We start from the raw sequence: 16,915 nt of genomic DNA, 5'->3' as shown, positions 1-16,915 counted from the left end.
TCACTCACCGCCACCCGGTTGACCGATCGCCACCATCCGCTCGACGGCCTGGCGGGCACGAGCCGCGATCTCGGGAGCGACGTGCACCTCGTCCTTCTCGTCCCGCAGTGCGGTGATCAACTTCTCCGGAGTGATCATCTTCATGAACTTGCAGGACGCCTTCGGGTTCACGGCCTGGAAGTCGGTGCCGGGGTTGGCGCGGCGGAGCTGGTGCAGCATGCCGATCTCGGTGGCCACCAGAACCTTGCTGGCGGTACTGTGTCGGGCCTCGTCCAGCATCGCGCCGGTGGACAGGATGTGGGTTCGTTCGGCCGGGATGTCGCCGACGGTGGTCATCCACAGTGCCGAGGTGGAGCAGCCGCACTCGGGGTGGACGTAGAGCTCGGCGTCCTTGTCGGCGTGTACGGCGGCTTCAAGATCAGCGGGCGAGATCCCTGCGTGTACGTGGCATTCGCCCAGCCAGTTGTGGATGTTCGTCCGGCCGGTCTTCCGCTTCACGTGTGCGGCCAGGAACATGTCCGGCAGGAACAGCACCTCCTGATCGGCCGGAACGGACTCGACCACCTCGACCGCATTCGACGACGTACAACAGATGTCGGACTCGGCCTTCACCTCGGCGGTGGTGTTCACGTACGCGACCACGACCGCACCCGGATGCTCGGCTTTCCAAGCCCGCAACTGATCCGCCGTGATGGTGTCGGCCAGCGAACAGCCCGCGCGGGCATCGGGGATGAGCACGCGCTTGTCGGGGGCGAGGATCTTGGCGGTCTCGGCCATGAAGTGCACGCCGGCGAAAACGATCATGGACGCCTCGGCGGATGCAGCCAGCCGGGACAGGGCGAGCGAGTCGCCGACGTGATCGGCGACGTCCTGGATCTGTGGCAGCTGGTAGTTGTGCGCCAGGATCACGGCGTCCTTCTGCCGCGCGAGTTCGCGGACCTCGGACTGCCAGTGCGTCCAGTCGGTGAAGCCGGGCGGCAGAGCGGTGCCCATTCCTTGGAGATTGCTGGTTTCTTCGCGGTGGACCGATTCGATGATGGTCACGGAAACTCCCGAGTCGTCGGGTTTTCGCCTCGGAGACGAAAACTGGGTGTGACGCTAGCATGCAGCTGTGGCCAGATCGAGTGCGGTGCCCACGTTTCGGCACGAAGCAGTGGCCGTTGTGTTCAAGATCACGGATTCGCGGCTGACCGTGCTGGCCTGGCGACGGGAGCGGGATCCCTACGTTGGAGCCTGGGCGCTGCCCAGCGGACCGGTGCAGGCCGACGAGACGCTGGGCGCCTGTGCGGCCAGGAATCTGGCCAGCAAGGTGGATCTGTCCGAGATCGCGCACCTGGAGCAGTTGGAGACCCGCAGCGATCCCGATCGGGACCCGTTCCAGCGGACCATCGCCACCGCGTACCTCGGGCTGGTGCCGAGCACCGCCGATCCGCACCTGCCGGAGAACGCCGGCTGGATCCGTACCCACCGCTTGCCGACGATGGCCTTCGATCACGCCTCGGTGGTCCGGTCCGCGATCGACCGGCTGCAGCGCAAACTCTCCTACAGCAACATCGGCTTCGGACTGGCGCCGGAGGAGTTCACCCTGGCGCAGTTACGGGAGATCTACCGCGCCGCGCTGGGCTACGACGTCTCGCCGACCAACCTGAAACGGGTGCTGGAGCGCCGTGGCCAACTCGAACCCACCGGTCACACCGCCGCCCCGAGCCTCGGCGGCGGCCGACCCGCCGCGCTCTACCGCTTCAGCCATCGCGAACTGGCGATCACCGACCCGTTCGCCGCTCTGCGGCCGGGTGGCTGACAGCGGGGGTTTCGAGTCGATTTCGGCAATCGCGCGTGAGTTGCTGCTGCTGTCAGTAACCTCCTCGCGTGAGGTGATCGCTGTCGCCGGAAATATTGGCGGCGGATCCAGTCGAACCGTTCGGGGGGACGGACGATGCTTGCGGTTGACTTGGAGCGGCCCGCTGAGGGACGTGTTCGCACGGGATTCCGGCCAGAGATCGAAGGACTGCGCGCAGTCGCGGTACTGCTGGTCATAGCCGACCATTTGATTCACGAGCCCGCCGGCGGTTTCATCGGCGTCGATGTGTTCTTCGTGATCTCCGGATTCTTGATCACGTCGCTGCTGGTGCGTGAGCATGCGAAGACCGGTCGGATCTCGATCAAGGCGTTCTACCAACGCAGAGCCCGTCGAATCCTTCCGGCGGGCTTACTGGTGCTGTTGGTGACCGCGGTCTCCGCTCGATTCCTCCTGCTGTCGTCCCGGTACACAGAGGCGATTCATGACGTGGGTTGGGCCAGTGTCTTCCTGGCGAACGTGCACTTCGCCAGCGTCGGCACCGACTACTTTCAGGCAGATCGGCCGCCCTCGCCCGTTCAGCACTACTGGTCGCTGTCGGTGGAGGAACAGTTCTATTTGGTGTGGCCGCTCGCGCTGATCGTCCTGCTGGCCTTGACGTCGCGGTTGGTGAGGCACCGACAGCGCGGCTTGGTGATCATCACTGTGATCATCAATGTTTCGTTGTTCGCGTTGGCCGGCTACCTGACCTGGACGGACCGCTCTGCGGCCTACTTCGTCACACCGGCTCGTGCCTGGGAGCTGGGCGTCGGCGCCTGTATTGCACTGCTGATGATGAACCGGACGGTGCCGTCGGCGCTGTCACGGGTGCTCCTGCCGGCTGGCCTTGCGGCCATTGCCTGCGCAGCGGTGCTGGTTCATGACGGTCCGGGCTTTCCGGCGCCGCTCGGAGCGCTGCCCGTACTGGGGTCCGCAGCGATCATCGTGGCCGGTGGCGCGGCTCGACTGCCAGCAAGTGCGCTCGTGCTGACGAATCCGGTCTGCCGATACATCGGCCGTGCTTCGTACTCGCTCTATCTCGTGCATTTCCCGGTGATCGTTCTGCTCGGCGCGGTCACCACGTCACAGTCGATTGCCGACTACGCAGTGGCCGTCCTCGCGATCACGGCCGCCGGTGTTGCCTGTCACGAGTTCGTGGAGAATCCGCTGCGCACTTTCGATTACGGCGCTATGGTCCGGGGCTTGCGTCCGTCGACCTTCGGCACGGCGCCTCGGAGGGCGGGCCGTCGGCGTCTGCGACCGGTCTCGGTGGCGGTGGTCGCAGCCGTAGTCGGTGCCCTGGTCTGCTGGTCGCTTCGCCCCTATGCTCCCGTCCGGGTTTTCGCCGAAGCGCCGAGCAAAGCCCCGAGCGCCGGAGATGTTCCGTACGGGCAGGTGACACCACCTGCTGCGTGGTCTCGCCAGATCGTCGCGGCTTTGAACAGCCACGCCATGCCGAAGTTGAATCCCCCGCAGGCACGACTGGCCGACGACAAGGTCCCCGAATGGAACACCTGCGGCAACGTCGGCCCCGCACAACTGACGCGCTGCACCTTTCCGGCAACCAAGCACGGGAAGATCAAGAAGCTCGTCGTCATCGGGGACTCCATTGCGATCACCTGGCTACCGGCCATCCGTGGGCTGCAGGGATCCGGGTTCAGCATCTATGCCTTGACCTTTGGCCAATGTCCCGCGCCCAAGGTCAGTGTGCAACCACAGGTGGGCGGCCGAGCAGACTTCACCAAGGCCTGTGATGATCACCGGTCCTGGGCTCTGGCCCAGCTCCGCTCGATCAAGCCCGATGTCGTTGTGCTGGCAAGTGCGTACAGCACCGTCGAGCGTCTCAACAGCGGCCAGGTCGGGGACGCAGCCGTTGCGCAGTGGGCCCACGGGACCGAGCAGATGGTTTCGACAATCACCCGCGCAGGCGTCGACCACGTGGTCCTACTCGCGTCACCGCCGCAGGGCTCGAGCATGCAGTCCTGTACGCCGGCAGACGGTGACCCGTCGCATTGCATCGCGACCGTCTCTGCCGAGTGGCGCGTGGTCGCCGACGCGGAGCGACGGGTGATGAAGGACCAAGGGCAGACCTACCTGGACACTCATCTGTTCTTCTGCTCCGCTGATGGCTACTGTCCGCCGTTCGTCGGCACGAACACACCGCTGATCGACGGGATCCATCTCGCCGACAACTACTCGCGGCGGTTGGCCCCGATCGTCGATCCGTTGATCATGAAGGCAGTCGGCCGATGAGCTGGCTCCGTACGACCCTCGAGGCAGTCAAACTGTACTGGCGCACCTTTGCCCTGCTGACGCTTGTCGGACTGGGCGTATCGGCGGTTGCCGTCTCCGCAACCAGTCCGGTCTATCAGTCCTCCGTGGTGTTCTACGTCGGCAGCAAGTCCGCGCCGACGGAACGCCCGCAGGTTGCCCAGGCCTATGTCACGTCGCGCGTGCAGTCGTACGTCGCGCTGATGAACTCCGGGCGATTGGTGCAGGCCGTAAAGCGACGCGATGAGGTCGACGCGTCGACGGCGGACATCGCCGCAGCGATCAACGCAACGACGCCGGACCGGGCGTCGATGATCAGCGTTGTGGTCAGAAGTTCATCGGCAAACGAGTCATTGGCCATCGCACAAGGTCTGGCCGTGGAGTTCCCTGCTCTGGCGGGTGATCTCGAAAACGCGGGAACTCGGAGCATCCTGCGGGTCTCGGTGCTGTCACCGCCGGAGCTCGATCCCTTTCCGGCCGCACCGCACCGCCTTCGCTGGCTCGGGATCGGTCTCGCGGGCGGTCTCGTGCTGGGGTTTGCGGCCGTGTTGATTCGGCGCGTGCTCGGTCAATCCGTTCGAGATGGTCAAGAGGTCGAGGCGCTGCTCGGAGTCCCGGTCCTCGAAACGCTCGAGATGACTGGCCGTTCCACCGAGGACCTGCGGCAGGCAGCGGCTGCCGTCGCGGCCATCGGAAAGCGGCAGCAGTTGGACGTGCTCGGGGTGATCGAGATGGAACGCCACAACAATTACGGCGGCGTCGCGGGCGGTCTGGTCCTTCGGCTCCAGCAGCGTGGACAACCGACCCGGCTGACCGGGGCGGCGACCTTCAACCTGGCGGGCAGTCAGGAAACGATGCCGATCGACCGTCGCGCGGACGGCTCGCGGCTCACGGTTGTCGAAGCTTCATTCGCGCGCGGGCCGGCCGAGGCGATGCTGGTGGCGGGCAGGTGCGACGCCGTGATCATCGTCGCAGACCTCGGTCGTACCAGCAGCAGTCAGCTCATGGAGGTCCGTCAGAACCTTCTGATAGTCCGGGCGCTCCTGGTCGGCTGCGTACTTCGCAAGACCGGGTGAGAGCGCAGCCGGTCGCGCTGGTGTCATCGAGCCGGTGCCCGCACCCGCCGGCCAGGCAGGCCGATCCGGTTCCGGAAGATGATCATCCAGGCGCCGCCGGCCAGCGGGAACAGGGCCAGTGCGCCGATGGCCACGGGCAGTCCGGCCAGGGCGATCAGGATGCTGATCAGGCCGGGGCCGGAGAGCGATCCGATCTGGCCGAGCGCGTTCCAGTAGCCGAGGAATTTCGCCCGCCCGACCGGTGGGCTGAGGTCGGCACCGACGGTCATGTTGATGCCGGAACCGAGACCGTTGCCGACGCTGGCGATACCGATCCCGATGCAGAACCAGGTCAGCGTGCCACCGAGCGGCAGGATCGCGAATCCGATGCCCAGCAGGGCAACACAGGCGACGAAGGTGCTCACCCGGCCGAGATTGTCCTTCAGCCGGCCGCCGGGGTAGAGCAAGATCAACTCCACTGCCGAACCGAGCGCGACGATCAGCGAGATGGTGCTCGCCGACAAGTGCAGATGATCACCCCAGAGCGGGATGATCACGTTCTTGCCCTTGCGGGCCATCGACAGCGTGATCATTGCGATCCCGGCCAGCACCACGGCGCTCCAGCGCACCTTCACCGCGGTGTGATCCGCGGACTTGTGAGGCCGCCGGGACGGGTCGACCTTGACCCGGGCGATCAACACGGTCGCGGCCAGCGCCATCACCAGGTGCATCACGAACACCGAATACAGCGGCAGCCACAACAGCAGTACCGAACCGATCAGCGGCCCGACCAGTTGGCCGGCCCGCTGCGCACCGCCCAGGCTGGTCATCGCCAGCGCGAGTGACTCGGTCCGTACGGTCTCGGCGATGAACGCCTGCCGGGCCAGGCTCCAGATCACCTCGACCGCACTGAGCAACACGATCGCGCCGATGAACAACGGCAGCGAGACACCGTTGTGCAGGATCAGCGCCACCACGCACAGCCCGGTCATCGAACCGGCCACCACGGTGGCGCCGATCATGCTCGGCCGTTCGCCGAACCTGTTGATCACGTACCCGGACGGAATGGCGTTGATGGCAGCCGCCACCGCCGCGAAGGTGACGATGCCGCCGGCCAGCGAGGCACTGGCACCGAGCGAGATGGCGGCCAGCACGATCACCGGGGCCAGCGCACCGGTGCCACAGGCGTACAGGAATGCCGGCGCGAGGACTGGCCACAGGATCGACCTCAGCACGCGCATCACCTTCCGGCGTGAACCTACCGGACCGGCTCGGAGCAGGATTCACCGGATTCGCCGAAATCTCCTCGACCACGATGTCGATCCGAGACCTTCCACGTTCGACCACCTCATGTCAGGCTCCTCACCAGAGGTGCCACGAACCAAGGAGACGTGTCATGGCGAAGTACATGCTGATCATGCGGGCCAACGACGACGAGGCCTACAAGAATCTGCAGGACACCGACTTCGATCAGATGCTGGAGACGATGGGCCGGTTCAACGACGAGTTGATCAACGCCGGCGTGCTGCTCGCCGCCGAAGGATTGGACGACGCCTCCGACGGTGTGGTCGTCGACTACAGCAGCGAACCGCCGGTGGTGACCGACGGGCCGTACGGGGAGACGAAGGAACTCTTCGGCGGCTTCTACCTGCTTGACGTACCGACCAAGCAGGACGCGGTCGAGTGGGCGAAGCGGATCCCGAGCCGGCCGGGCTTCAAGACCGAGATCCGCCGGGTGCCGACCATCGACGAATTCCCGCAGGACAACGTGTGGATCAAGAAGGAACGGGCCTGGCGTGAGGCGAATGGCCAGCTCTGAGCAGCCATCCAGCCCTGCGCCAGAAGCGGCACGCCAGGGCTCTTCGGGTGATCACTCCGCGATCGGGGCCGTCGAGGCGGTCTGGCGGATCGAGTCGGCCCGGATCGTCGGCGCGTTGACCCGCTACACCGGCGACTTCGCGCTGGCCGAGGATGTTGCGCAGACGGCCCTCTCGGAGGCGCTGGTGAGCTGGCCCCGAGACGGTGTTCCCCGCGAACCCGCCGGCTGGTTGATGTCGGTGGCCCGGCGGCGGGCGATCGACGACTTTCGCCGCCGGGCCAACCGGGACGAGAAGTACGCGATGCTGGCTCACGACGCCGCTCGGGAGCAGGCGACAGGGGACAAGGATCCGTTGTGGGACCCGGATCGGGTCGAGGACGATCGGCTGGCGTTGATCATGATCGCCTGCCATCCGGTGCTGTCCAAACAGGCGCGGGTGGCGCTCACCCTGCGGGTGGTCGCGGGGCTGGGCAGCGAACAGCTCGCCCGTGCCTTCCTGGTGCCGGTGCCGACCATCCAGGCTCGGATCACTCGCGCCAAGAAGACATTGGGTGCGGCTCGGGTGCCGTTCGAACTGCCGACCGGTGACGAACGAACCCAGCGCATCTCGTCGGTGCTGAACGTGCTGTATCTGATCTTCACCGAAGGTTCGACCGCGTCGGTCGGCAGCGACTGGATGCGGGCCGACCTGGCTGCCGAGGCGATCAGGTTGACTCGCTCGCTGGTACGCCTGGCGCCGGACGAGGCCGAGGCCTACGGCCTGCTGGCGTTGATGGAGCTGACCGCGGCCCGGTTCCCGGCGCGGACCGGATCCGATGGCGAGCCGGTGCTGCTGGAAGATCAAGATCGAGCCCGTTGGGATCGTTCGGCGATCCGCCGTGGTCGGGCCGCGCTGGGTCGAGCGACCGCCGCGCGCAGCGGGCTGGGACCGTACGGGCTGCAGGCCGCGATCGCCGAACAGCACGCGATCGCCCGGTCGGTCGACGACACCGATTGGGAACGAATCGTGTTGCTGTACGAGGCTCTCGGCCGGATCGCCGCCTCGCCGGTGGTGGAGCTGAACCGTGCGGTGGCGGTGTCGATGGCGCACGGACCGCAAGCCGCACTGCCGATGGTGGACGAGCTGGCGGTCAGTGACGTGTTGGCCGGGTCCTACCTGCTGCCGAGCGTCCGAGGTGAATTGCTGTCCCGGCTCGGTCGGACCGACGAGGCCCGGTCCGAATGGCGGTTGGCGGCCGGGCTCTGCGGCAACGAACGCGAACGTGATGTGCTGCTGCGCAAGGCCAACCAGAGTTGATCAACGGTGATCATGAACAGTTGATCACGCGCGTCGGCGTGATCAACACGTCCACCCGACGATCCCAGCCGGAGGTCGGGATGGCCTCCATCACCTCGTCGTCGTTCAGCAGCATGACCACCACCGCGGACCGAGCCGCGTGCCGCAACGCCCGGTCGTACCAGCCGCCGCCGCGGCCGAGCCGCTGCCCCGCGACGTTGCCGGCCAGCCCCGGGACGATGATCAACTTCGCGTCCGCCAGAGCATCGGCAGGAAGCTTATCGGTGCTCGGCTCGACGATCGCCAACCGGCCGGTGTGCAGTGCATCCGGTCCCGCGTACGCTGCCCACGCCGGCTCGCCGAAAAGTTGATCTTGATCGGGCTGATCTTGACGGGCTGGGGGCTCGGTGATCACCGGCAGCAACACCCGTACGTCCCGGGATGCCAACCAGGCAATGGATTGCAGGGATCCCGGCTCGGGCGGAGTGGAGAAGTAGCAGGCCACCGTTTCGACCGTCGACTCCCCGACGAACCTGCGCAGCTGTTCGAACCGAGCCCGATCGTCGGCGTCGCGCTGCTCGGCCGGCCGCACCCGGCGCCGCTGCAGCACGGCCCGTCGCAACACCCGTTTGGCGTCGCGGATCGCCTCCGCGTCCGCGGCGGAACGTGGCCAGATCATCGCGCGTTCAGGCCGCCGGCTCGGGTGGGGTCTCGGCGCCCTCGCGTTCGTCCCGGTCGGCCCACTCCAGCAACGGATCGATCTCGAACACCGCCTCGTCGATGCCCTCATGCAGATCACCCAGCTCGGCGAACCGAGCCGGCATGGTGGCGATGGTGAAGTCCTGCGGCGACGCGTCATCGATCTCGTCCCAGCGCAGCGGCGCCGACACCCGGGCCTCCGGATTGCCGCGGACCGAGTAGGCGGCCGCGATGGTGTGATCGCGCGCGTTCTGGTTGAAGTCGATGAACAGCTTCTTCGGATCGCGGTCCTTGCGCCACCAGGTGGTGGTGGCCAACTCCGGGATCCGCCGCTCCACCTCGCGCGCGAAGGCCAGCGCGGCGCGGCGGACGTCGGTGAAGCCGTGCTCGGGCGCGATCCGGATGTAGACGTGCATCCCTGATCCACCCGAGGTCTTGGGCCAGCCGGTGGCGCCGAGCTCGTCCAGCACCTCGTGCGCGACGTGCGCCACCCTCCGTACGGTGTCGAAGGTGCAGTCCGGCATCGGATCGAGGTCGATCCGCCACTCGTCCGGCTTCTCGGTGTCGGCGCGGCGCGAATTCCACGGATGGAACTCGACCGTGGACATCTGCACCGCCCAGATCACCTGCGCGATGTCGGTGACACACAACTCGTACGCGTGCCGTTGATAGCGCGGGAACTCGACCCGGACCGTCTCCACCCACGGCGGCGCCCCGTGCGGCAGCCGCTTCTGATGCACCTTTTCCCCGGTGACGCCTGTGGGGTAGCGGTGCAGCATGCACGGCCGCTCGCGCAACGCCCGGACGATGCCATCGCCGACGCCGAGGTAGTAGTTGGCCAGATCCAGCTTGGTCTCGCCGCGCGCCGGGAAGTAGACCCGGTCGGGGTTGGAGATCCGCACCGCGTACGGCCCGATCTCCAGCTCGGTCGCCGGTGAACTGCTGCTCGGGCTGTTCATACCGGCGAGCGTAACGGCAGACCCTGCGCGGGTCACTTGGATCGGGCCGCTGCGGCATAGGGTGTGCGGCATGCCGTTGTTGCGACGTAAGAGTGCACCGCCCCCTGCCGTCGAGAAACCGGAGCCGCCGCAGCTTCCCGAGCCGCCGGCCGCCGGGCCGAACGGGCTGCGGTCGATGGCCGATCATCGCGACTATCTGTTGAGCTGTATCGAACCCCTTCCGCCGTTCGGGCAGCAGATCCTGGACTCGGTCGGCCTGTCCTTGTGCGAGGACGTCACCTCGGCGATCAGCCTGCCCCGCTTCGACAATTCGGCGATGGACGGCTACGCGGTGCGGGCCGCCGACGTGGCCGACGCGTCCGAACAGAGTCCGGTCAGCCTGCCGGTGGTGGGTGAGGTGCCGGCCGGTTCGCCGGCGCCGCACAAGCTGTCTCCCGGGTCGGCGATGAAGATCATGACCGGCGCCGCCATCCCGGAGGGTGCCGACGCCGTCGTCCCGTACGAGGCCACCGACCGCGGTGCCACCGACGTCCGGATCACCGAACCGTCGGCGGTCGGTCAGCATGTCCGGCGGACCGGTGAGGACATCACCGCCGGCACCGTGGTGTTGCGGGCGGGCGAGCACCTGGCCTCTCGCGCGATCGGCCTGCTGGCAGCGATCGGGGTGGACAAGGTGATGGTGCGGCCGCGGCCGCGGGTGGTGGTGATCTCCACCGGCAGCGAGTTGGTCGAGCCCGGATTGCCGATGGACAACGAGCAGCAGATCTACGACTCAAACTCCTACATGCTCGCGTCGGCGGCGAAGGCGACCGGGGCGCAGGTGTTCCGGGTCGGCCTGGTGCCCGACGATCCGGAACGGCTCAAGCAGGTGATCTCCGACCAGTTGGTCCGGGCGGATTTGATCTTGACCACCGGCGGTGTCTCCCAGGGTGATTACGACATCGTCAAACAGGTGCTGCCCGAGCTCGGCGCGACCGACTTCACCCAGGTGGCGATGCAGCCGGGCAAGCCACAAGGGTTCGGGCTGATCGGAGAGGACAAGACACCGATCATCATGATGCCGGGCAACCCGGTCAGCGCGTTCGTGTCGTTCGAGGCGTTCGTCCGGCCGGTGCTGCGCAAGCTGGCCGGCACCGCGCACTACCTGCGGCCGACGGTGCGGATCTTCGCCGGGCATCCGATCACCTCGGTCGCCGGCAAGTTGCAGTTCGCTCGCGGCGTCGTACACCGGACCGAGGAGGGCGAGCGGACGGTCGAGCTGGCCGGCGGGCACGGATCCCATCTGCTCGGCGGACTGGCGGCGGCCAACGCGCTGTTGTTGATCGACGAGGACACCGATTTCGTCGCCGCCGGTGACGAGGTCGACGCCTGGCTGCTGGACGAGGACAGTTGATCATGACCGATGCCGGTGCGGCAGGGCTGCCGCATCTGACCGAGACCGGTACGGCCCGGATGGTCGACGTGTCGGGCAAGGAGTCGACCGCTCGGATCGCGACCGCCTCCGGTCGGGTACGGCTCAGCGCCGAGGCGGTGGCCGCGCTGCGCGATCACACCGCACCCAAGGGGGATGCGTTGGCGGTGGCTCGGATCGCCGGCATCCAGGGTGCGAAGAAGACGCCGGATCTGATCCCGCTGTGCCATCCGTTGCCGATCAGCGGTGTGGACATCGAGCTGCAGGTGATCGACGACGGCGTACAAATCCGGGCCACCGTACGGACGACCGGACGGACCGGGGTGGAGATGGAAGCGCTGACCTCGGTCTCGGTCGCGGCGCTGTCGGTGATCGACATGATCAAGGCGATCGACCGCGCCGCGGTGATCACCGACGTCCGGGTGGAATCCAAGAGCGGCGGACGCCGCGGCGACTGGAGGCGGCCAGATGATCATGAATGAATCAACACTCACTGCGACGGTGATCACGGTCTCCACCCGAGCAGCGGCGGGGGCGTACGAGGACCGGTCCGGGCCGATCATCGTGGATGCGCTGATCGCGGCCGGTTTCAAGACCGACCGGCCGACCGTGGTCCGTGACGGCGCGCCGGTGTTGGAGGCGCTACGTCGGGCTGTGTCCGCCGGGTACGCGGTGATCATCACCACCGGCGGAACCGGGCTCAGCCCGGACGATCAGACGCCGGAGATGACTCGGCAGGTGGTCCGGCGGGAGATTCCGCAACTGCCGGCGGCGATCGCCGATTACGGTGTCGCGCACGGAGTTCCGACTGCGGTGCTGAGCCGCGGCATCGCCGGCACCGTCGGAGATTCCTTGATCATCAATCTGCCCGGTTCGGCCGGCGGGGCGCGGGACGGGATGGCCGTACTGGCGCCGTTGTTGGAACATGCCGTCACTCAGCTGCGCGGCGGTGACCACTGATGAGTCGGGACCGTTGATGGACCGTACGCCGACGGGCCGACGCTGGCCGGTCACCTTGCAGCACGGCGATGTCACCCTGCGACCGATGCGGCAGCGCGATGCGACCGACTGGGAACGCGTCCGCCGGCACAACGCCGGTTGGCTGCGACCGTGGGAGGCGACGTTGCCGCCGTCGGCCACACCCGGACCGCAGACGTACGGATCGCTGGTCCGCAACCTCAATCGGCAGGCTCGGCAGGGTCGGATGCTGCCGTGGCTGATCATCTATCAGCCGCAGGAACACGGCCGGTCCAGTCGGCCGGTGATGGCCGGCCAGCTGACGGTCAGCGGCATCGTCGGCGGATCGGCGGCGTCGGCACAGATCGGCTACTGGATCGATCAGCGCCTGGCCGGTCGTGGGTTGACACCGCTGGCGGTGGCGATGGCGATGGACTACTGCTTCGGCGAGTTGCAGTTGCATCGGATCGAGGTCGCGATCAGACCGGAGAACGCCCGCAGCCTCAGGGTGGTGGAGAAGTTGGGCTTCCGGTCCGAGGGGATCAGGCCGCGCTATCTGCACATCGACGGCGACTGGCGTGATCATTTGATCTTCGCGCTGAACGTCGACGAGGTCGGCGAATCCATGATCAACAGATTGCAGCGTCAGGTCGACCAGGGCGGCCGCGATCAAGATCAACAACCCAGCAGTCAGCTGTGAATCGGCGCTTTCGCGCCGATCAGTCCGCGACACACCGTACGACGTGGGCGGCGCGGACGCTGCGAGCACCTACGGTTTCGGTGTGGGTACGACAGGACTGATTTATGCTGCCATCGCCTTCGCATGGCTTGCCTATCTGATCCCGAATTACCTGCGCCGCAAGGAGCAGGCAACCGCTTCGGAGGAGACGGACCCCAATGAGCGGTTCTCCGATTCGGTGCGGATCATCCGGTCCGGATCGGCTCCGCTTCTTGATCAAGATCTTGCGGTGATGCCCGAGGTCGAGGTGTCCACGCCGCTGACTCGGCGGGCCGCGATCCGTGAGATCCGCCGGCTCGAGCAGTCGGCGGCCGGCCGGCGGCGCCGGGTGCTGTCGGTGTTGATGATCTTGGTCACCGCCGCCGTCGCCGTGTGCGTGGCCGAGCTGGTGCCGTGGTGGGTGGTGGCGATCCCCGGCGGCCTGGTGGTCGCGTTCTTCGGGGTCTCGCGTTTCACCGTGGCCGCGATGCGCCGCGATCTCGATGCCCGCTACGAGGAGATCCGCAAGGGCAGCGACGAGTCGACGGTGCTGCTCAATCGGCAGGAGGTTGCCCGGCTGATCTCCGACGCCGCGGCCGCGCCGGGGCAGAGCAAAGCCAAGGCAAAGGCCAAGTCCGGCGGGTTGTGGGATCCGCTGCCGATCACCATGCCGACCTACGTGTCAAAGCCGCTCGCGCCGCGGACCGTCCGCACCATCGATCTGTCCTCTCCGGAGCTGACGGTGCCGGTGCGTACCGAAGGTCCGGTGACCGCCGATCGCCCGACCCCACAGCCGGTTGCCCAACCCGATCAGGTCGTTGCGGTGAAGAAGTCGGGAGAGCGTACGGAGTTGTCCGGCTCGGAGACCGACCGGGAGATCGGCCGCGCAGTCGGTGAGTGACCGACCATCCGGCCGATTCGCCGCCCGGCGGCGGCGATGTTAGACTCGCTCGCGCGCTTCGGCCGGATGCTCGGACGAAGATCAGCACGGGGCTATAGCTCAGTTGGTAGAGCGTCGCGTTCGCAATGCGAAGGTCAGGGGTTCGAATCCCCTTAGCTCCACTCGCCAGAACCTTCGGGTCAATTGATCTTGGGTGCTTCGACGAACTCCCGTATGTGGGCCGGGTGCATGCGTCCGTCCAGGTAGGCCTCGTAGCTCCCATCACCCTCATCCAGGTCCCCAATCAGCTGCAGGTATCGCGGAGCCAGGTCCAGGTCCCAGACTAGAATCGTCGAATTGCGCAGTCGTCCCTGCGAGGATGAGGCGGACATCTGCTGGGTAGCGTCCGACGAATGCAGTCGCTGCTCGCCACCCGTTGAGAAGCCGAGCAGATCAACCTGCCCGAGCTCCAATGTCAATCAGCTGATGCGTGTCATCGACGACACCCTGCTGCGTCCACAGCCGCGAAAGTCGAACAGAACGACGTGTCGATCAGCGCGAGCGGTTCGAAACCTGGCACAAGATAGCTGTCACCGACATCAGGGCCGCCGCAGCACGATCAGCGACGGGCGCCCGGGCGACGGCTTCCCAGTTCTCGAACGAACAGCGTTACGTCGCCGACGGACACAAGTCGCTCACCAGTCACGCCGTGGTTCTGTCACCCGCCACAGGCAGCCTCAGCCTCCGATGCGAACGTCCGGACGGCCCCGACGGGGAAGAAGCTCGCGGGAGCCATCGGTGCAACGCGGTCGTCAGGGTCACTGGTAACACGAAGTATTGGAACCGCGTGAATGCGCCGTATAGCGCACCCTTGCGGGCAATCGCAGCCGGGCGGGTCTATCGGGCACTGGCGATTCCGCTGGTCACGAGGGGTTTCGGTCGGCCCGCTGGTGGAACGGCTTGCGGCCGGACAGCGCACCTCGGGGTCTGGGACGTTGGCGGGTCCGGGACCCTGAATATGAGGCGCCAGATGGTCAAGATCACCGGAGGACCGCGAGTTTCTTGATCTGATGCCTTGATCCCAGGGGATCGACGCCGTACGAGCCCGTCCGCGCGAGCGGTTCAGCACGCTCCAGCGGGAATGCGGCAGATCCGCGGTCACTCAACTGGCCGCCCGGCGATCGATCCGGGCCGGACACGTTTCGGGTCTGAAGGGTTGCGGGTTATTTGTCGAGCAGGGTGTTGGTGATCCGGCGGGCGGTCTGGGCCGGCCGCGCAGTCGGGCGCGTTGCGCCGGTGGCCAGTGTGCCTTCGATGAGCAGCAGGATCTGCTCGGCGGCGTCGGCGGGGTCGGGATGGGCGAGTCGCTGCATCTCGTGTTGGACGAGGTCGTGGAGGCCGCGGCGGTAGTCACGGGTGACCCGGTGCGCGGGGTGGTCGGGGCCGGCGAGAGCAAGATCGGTGCCGAGGTAGCGGCAGCCCCGAAATCCCGGGGAACTGACCACCTCGTCCAGGTAGTCGAAGATCGCTAGCACTCTGGCCTGTGGATCGTCGCCCGCCGATTCCATTGCCGATCGGTACGCGTCCAGGTCTTTCCGTGCTGTGTCCCGGAGCAGTTCGGCGATCAGTGCGTCCTTGCCGCCGAAGTGTTGGTAGAGCGATCGTCTGGCCACGTTGGCCTCCTTGAGCAGAGCGCCCACGCCGACGTTGGCACCCGCCGTGTAGGTCAGCCGCTCCGCGGCTTCGAGCAGACGTTCACGTGGACCCGGCCCGGCAACGTTCATGGCCCCAGCATGCATCGCTTGCGGAGGTAGATCAAGTGGTCTACTATCTCCCGGGGATAGACCAACCGGTCTATCAGGTCCATGAAGGGTTGAACCATGTCAGGTCCAGACACTGGGGCGGTCATCAGCCGCTTCAATCAAGCATTTGTCGATCACGATCCCGCCTTGCTCGCCGATCTGGTGGGCGCCGACTGTGTGATGGAGAGTGTGCAGCCGGCGCCGGATGGCGGCCGGTACGAAGGCCGCGATGCCTGCCTCGCGTTCTGGCAGGCGCTGGCCAGTGATCGGACAACGCAGTTCGAACCCGAACGGATCGATGCCGGTGAGGGCCACGGCACGATTCTGTGGCGATACCGATTCGGCACCGGCGAGGGTGATTATGTGCGCGGTGTCAATGTGATGCGCGTCGCCGACGGCGTGGTCGTCGAAGCGCTGGGGTACAGCAAGACGCCCGGCGAGCAACCAATTCCCTTGGCTGCACAGTGAGATCGGATTCGAGGACGACCATGCGTAAGCTCACCGTCTCCATCAACAGCACCGTCAATGGAGTTGTCACTGGCCCGCCGACAGGCGACGAGACGGAGTGGAAGTGGGGAAGTGCCCCCGTTGCCGAGTCGCTCGAGGCGTTCTTGGCGTCGTTGGCCGACGTCGATGCCATCCTTGTGGGACGCGCCACCTATGAGGACCTGGTCCGGAAATGGCCGAACTTCAAACAATCCGGGCAGGCCGATACAACCTCCCGTCTTGCCGAGAAGATCAACACCACCAGGAAGATCATCGTCAGTGGCGAACCGTTGGCGGATCTGGCCTGGGGCAGGTTCGAACCGGTGACCCAGCTCACCGGCGACGACCTCCAGACGCAGATCAAGAGACTGAAGAGGTCGGCCGGCGGCGAGATCATGACCTTCGGCAGCCCGACCCTGGTTCAGTCCCTGATCAACGCCAAGCTGGTTGACGAATTCCAGCTGATCATCCACCCGACCGTCGTGCACGAGGGTAGGCGACTGTTCGACAACCTGGTCGGGCGTACGAACCTGCAGTTGATCGGCGTCAACACTTTCGACAACGGCGCCATGCGAGTCACCTACGCCGTGAAACGCCGCTGAACGGTGGCGGCCTGGGACTGCCGCCCGCGATTCCTCCCGAGCCCAGAAGTTGAGCCGCCCAGTGATCGCCCCGACGGCGGGACTGTAATTTTAACGGTGTAACTCCTGAGACGAAGGAGACACCTGTGACTGACGTGACGAGT

Annotated in this window: 17 protein-coding genes and 1 tRNA gene; 13 read left to right on the top strand and 5 right to left on the bottom strand. The window is 66.4% G+C overall.

Annotation, left to right across the window (positions count from 1 at the left end):
• The gene (nadA, locus tag FOE78_RS20800; RefSeq protein ID WP_143988991.1) at positions 1-993 is read right to left on the bottom strand and encodes a quinolinate synthase NadA; all 993 of its coding nucleotides are present in this window, start codon (positions 991-993) and stop codon (positions 1-3) included.
• 118 nt (positions 994-1,111) lie between these two features.
• Here nadA and FOE78_RS20795 point away from each other — a divergent pair, with 118 nt between their 5' ends.
• The 3 genes from FOE78_RS20795 (at position 1,112) to FOE78_RS20785 (ending at position 5,184) form a co-directional block, all read left to right on the top strand.
• Positions 1,112-1,801, top strand: coding sequence for an NUDIX hydrolase (locus tag FOE78_RS20795; protein ID WP_143987957.1), 690 nt, complete (start codon positions 1,112-1,114; stop codon positions 1,799-1,801).
• 246 nt (positions 1,802-2,047) lie between these two features.
• Positions 2,048-4,090 (top strand): acyltransferase family protein, encoded by a 2,043-nt coding sequence (locus FOE78_RS20790; protein ID WP_266094995.1) that lies wholly within the window; start codon positions 2,048-2,050, stop codon positions 4,088-4,090.
• Entirely contained in the window at positions 4,087-5,184 is a 1,098-nt protein-coding gene (locus FOE78_RS20785) for a hypothetical protein (RefSeq protein WP_143987955.1), read from the top strand. Before FOE78_RS20790 ends, FOE78_RS20785 begins: the two co-directional genes overlap by 4 nt.
• A 23-nt stretch (positions 5,185-5,207) precedes the next feature.
• Here the strand turns inward: FOE78_RS20785 and FOE78_RS20780 are convergent, their stop codons facing one another.
• Complete coding sequence (locus FOE78_RS20780; protein WP_168207616.1) at positions 5,208-6,398, bottom strand: MFS transporter; 1,191 nt, start codon at positions 6,396-6,398, stop codon at positions 5,208-5,210.
• 161 nt (positions 6,399-6,559) lie between these two features.
• On the opposite strand from FOE78_RS20780, the gene FOE78_RS20775 reads away from it, so the two are divergent.
• Positions 6,560-6,982, top strand: coding sequence for a YciI family protein (locus FOE78_RS20775; protein ID WP_143987953.1), 423 nt, complete (start codon positions 6,560-6,562; stop codon positions 6,980-6,982).
• Positions 6,969-8,279 (top strand): RNA polymerase sigma factor, encoded by a 1,311-nt coding sequence (locus FOE78_RS20770; protein ID WP_143987952.1) that lies wholly within the window; start codon positions 6,969-6,971, stop codon positions 8,277-8,279. Before FOE78_RS20775 ends, FOE78_RS20770 begins: the two co-directional genes overlap by 14 nt.
• Positions 8,280-8,289: 10 nt before the next feature.
• Here the strand turns inward: FOE78_RS20770 and FOE78_RS20765 are convergent, their stop codons facing one another.
• The gene (locus FOE78_RS20765) at positions 8,290-8,937 is read right to left on the bottom strand and encodes a 5-formyltetrahydrofolate cyclo-ligase (protein WP_168207615.1); all 648 of its coding nucleotides are present in this window, start codon (positions 8,935-8,937) and stop codon (positions 8,290-8,292) included.
• Between the two features lie 7 nt (positions 8,938-8,944).
• Positions 8,945-9,916 (bottom strand): non-homologous end-joining DNA ligase, encoded by a 972-nt coding sequence (ligD, locus tag FOE78_RS20760; RefSeq protein WP_143987950.1) that lies wholly within the window; start codon positions 9,914-9,916, stop codon positions 8,945-8,947.
• A 70-nt stretch (positions 9,917-9,986) separates the two neighbouring features.
• On the opposite strand from ligD, the gene glp reads away from it, so the two are divergent.
• The 6 genes from glp to FOE78_RS20730 all read left to right on the top strand — a co-directional run bounded on the left by glp (position 9,987) and on the right by FOE78_RS20730 (position 14,064).
• The gene (gene glp, locus FOE78_RS20755) at positions 9,987-11,309 is read left to right on the top strand and encodes a molybdotransferase-like divisome protein Glp (protein WP_143987949.1); all 1,323 of its coding nucleotides are present in this window, start codon (positions 9,987-9,989) and stop codon (positions 11,307-11,309) included.
• A 2-nt stretch (positions 11,310-11,311) separates the two neighbouring features.
• Positions 11,312-11,809: a cyclic pyranopterin monophosphate synthase MoaC gene (gene moaC / locus FOE78_RS20750; RefSeq protein WP_143988990.1), complete on the top strand. Its 498-nt coding sequence runs from the start codon at positions 11,312-11,314 to the stop codon at positions 11,807-11,809.
• Positions 11,796-12,287, top strand: coding sequence for a MogA/MoaB family molybdenum cofactor biosynthesis protein (locus FOE78_RS20745; protein WP_143987948.1), 492 nt, complete (start codon positions 11,796-11,798; stop codon positions 12,285-12,287). The genes moaC and FOE78_RS20745 overlap by 14 nt, the downstream gene beginning before the upstream one ends.
• Positions 12,277-12,984: a GNAT family N-acetyltransferase gene (locus FOE78_RS20740; RefSeq protein WP_228265923.1), complete on the top strand. Its 708-nt coding sequence runs from the start codon at positions 12,277-12,279 to the stop codon at positions 12,982-12,984. Before FOE78_RS20745 ends, FOE78_RS20740 begins: the two co-directional genes overlap by 11 nt.
• A gap of 82 nt (positions 12,985-13,066) precedes the next feature.
• Positions 13,067-13,903: a divisome protein SepX/GlpR gene (sepX, locus tag FOE78_RS20735; protein WP_143987947.1), complete on the top strand. Its 837-nt coding sequence runs from the start codon at positions 13,067-13,069 to the stop codon at positions 13,901-13,903.
• Between the two features lie 88 nt (positions 13,904-13,991).
• Positions 13,992-14,064 (top strand) — tRNA-Ala (locus FOE78_RS20730).
• Positions 14,065-15,105: 1,041 nt separating this feature from the next.
• Here the strand turns inward: FOE78_RS20730 and FOE78_RS20725 are convergent.
• On the bottom strand, positions 15,106-15,666 hold the full coding sequence (locus FOE78_RS20725; RefSeq protein ID WP_143987686.1) for a TetR/AcrR family transcriptional regulator: 561 nt from the start codon (positions 15,664-15,666) through the stop codon (positions 15,106-15,108).
• 96 nt (positions 15,667-15,762) lie between these two features.
• Between FOE78_RS20725 and FOE78_RS20720 the strand changes: the two genes are divergently transcribed.
• Positions 15,763-16,152: a nuclear transport factor 2 family protein gene (locus FOE78_RS20720; RefSeq protein WP_143987685.1), complete on the top strand. Its 390-nt coding sequence runs from the start codon at positions 15,763-15,765 to the stop codon at positions 16,150-16,152.
• Between the two features lie 20 nt (positions 16,153-16,172).
• Positions 16,173-16,772, top strand: coding sequence for a dihydrofolate reductase family protein (locus tag FOE78_RS20715; RefSeq protein WP_143987946.1), 600 nt, complete (start codon positions 16,173-16,175; stop codon positions 16,770-16,772).
• The last annotated feature ends 143 nt before the right edge of the window (positions 16,773-16,915 follow it).

The sequence above is a fragment of the Microlunatus elymi genome (genome assembly GCF_007362775.1).
In the GTDB taxonomy this organism is placed as follows: Bacteria; Actinomycetota; Actinomycetes; order Propionibacteriales; family Propionibacteriaceae; genus Microlunatus; species Microlunatus elymi.
Note: the sequence above shows the minus strand (reverse complement) of the source record. Positions and strands in the feature narration are given on the sequence as shown.

What these genes read in the sequence shown, in the direction of transcription:
- nadA (WP_143988991.1), bottom strand. Translation starts at nt 993, where the DNA reads ATGGGCACCGCTCTGCCGCCCGGCTTCACCGACTGGACGCACTGGCAG.
- FOE78_RS20785 (WP_143987955.1), top strand. Translation starts at nt 4,087, where the DNA reads ATGAGCTGGCTCCGTACGACCCTCGAGGCAGTCAAACTGTACTGGCGC.
- FOE78_RS20775 (WP_143987953.1), top strand. Translation starts at nt 6,560, where the DNA reads ATGGCGAAGTACATGCTGATCATGCGGGCCAACGACGACGAGGCCTAC.
- FOE78_RS20770 (WP_143987952.1), top strand. Translation starts at nt 6,969, where the DNA reads ATGGCCAGCTCTGAGCAGCCATCCAGCCCTGCGCCAGAAGCGGCACGC.
- FOE78_RS20765 (WP_168207615.1), bottom strand. Translation starts at nt 8,937, where the DNA reads ATGATCTGGCCACGTTCCGCCGCGGACGCGGAGGCGATCCGCGACGCC.
- ligD (WP_143987950.1), bottom strand. Translation starts at nt 9,916, where the DNA reads ATGAACAGCCCGAGCAGCAGTTCACCGGCGACCGAGCTGGAGATCGGG.
- glp (WP_143987949.1), top strand. Translation starts at nt 9,987, where the DNA reads ATGCCGTTGTTGCGACGTAAGAGTGCACCGCCCCCTGCCGTCGAGAAA.
- moaC (WP_143988990.1), top strand. Translation starts at nt 11,312, where the DNA reads ATGACCGATGCCGGTGCGGCAGGGCTGCCGCATCTGACCGAGACCGGT.
- FOE78_RS20745 (WP_143987948.1), top strand. Translation starts at nt 11,796, where the DNA reads ATGATCATGAATGAATCAACACTCACTGCGACGGTGATCACGGTCTCC.
- FOE78_RS20725 (WP_143987686.1), bottom strand. Translation starts at nt 15,666, where the DNA reads ATGAACGTTGCCGGGCCGGGTCCACGTGAACGTCTGCTCGAAGCCGCG.
- FOE78_RS20720 (WP_143987685.1), top strand. Translation starts at nt 15,763, where the DNA reads ATGTCAGGTCCAGACACTGGGGCGGTCATCAGCCGCTTCAATCAAGCA.
- FOE78_RS20715 (WP_143987946.1), top strand. Translation starts at nt 16,173, where the DNA reads ATGCGTAAGCTCACCGTCTCCATCAACAGCACCGTCAATGGAGTTGTC.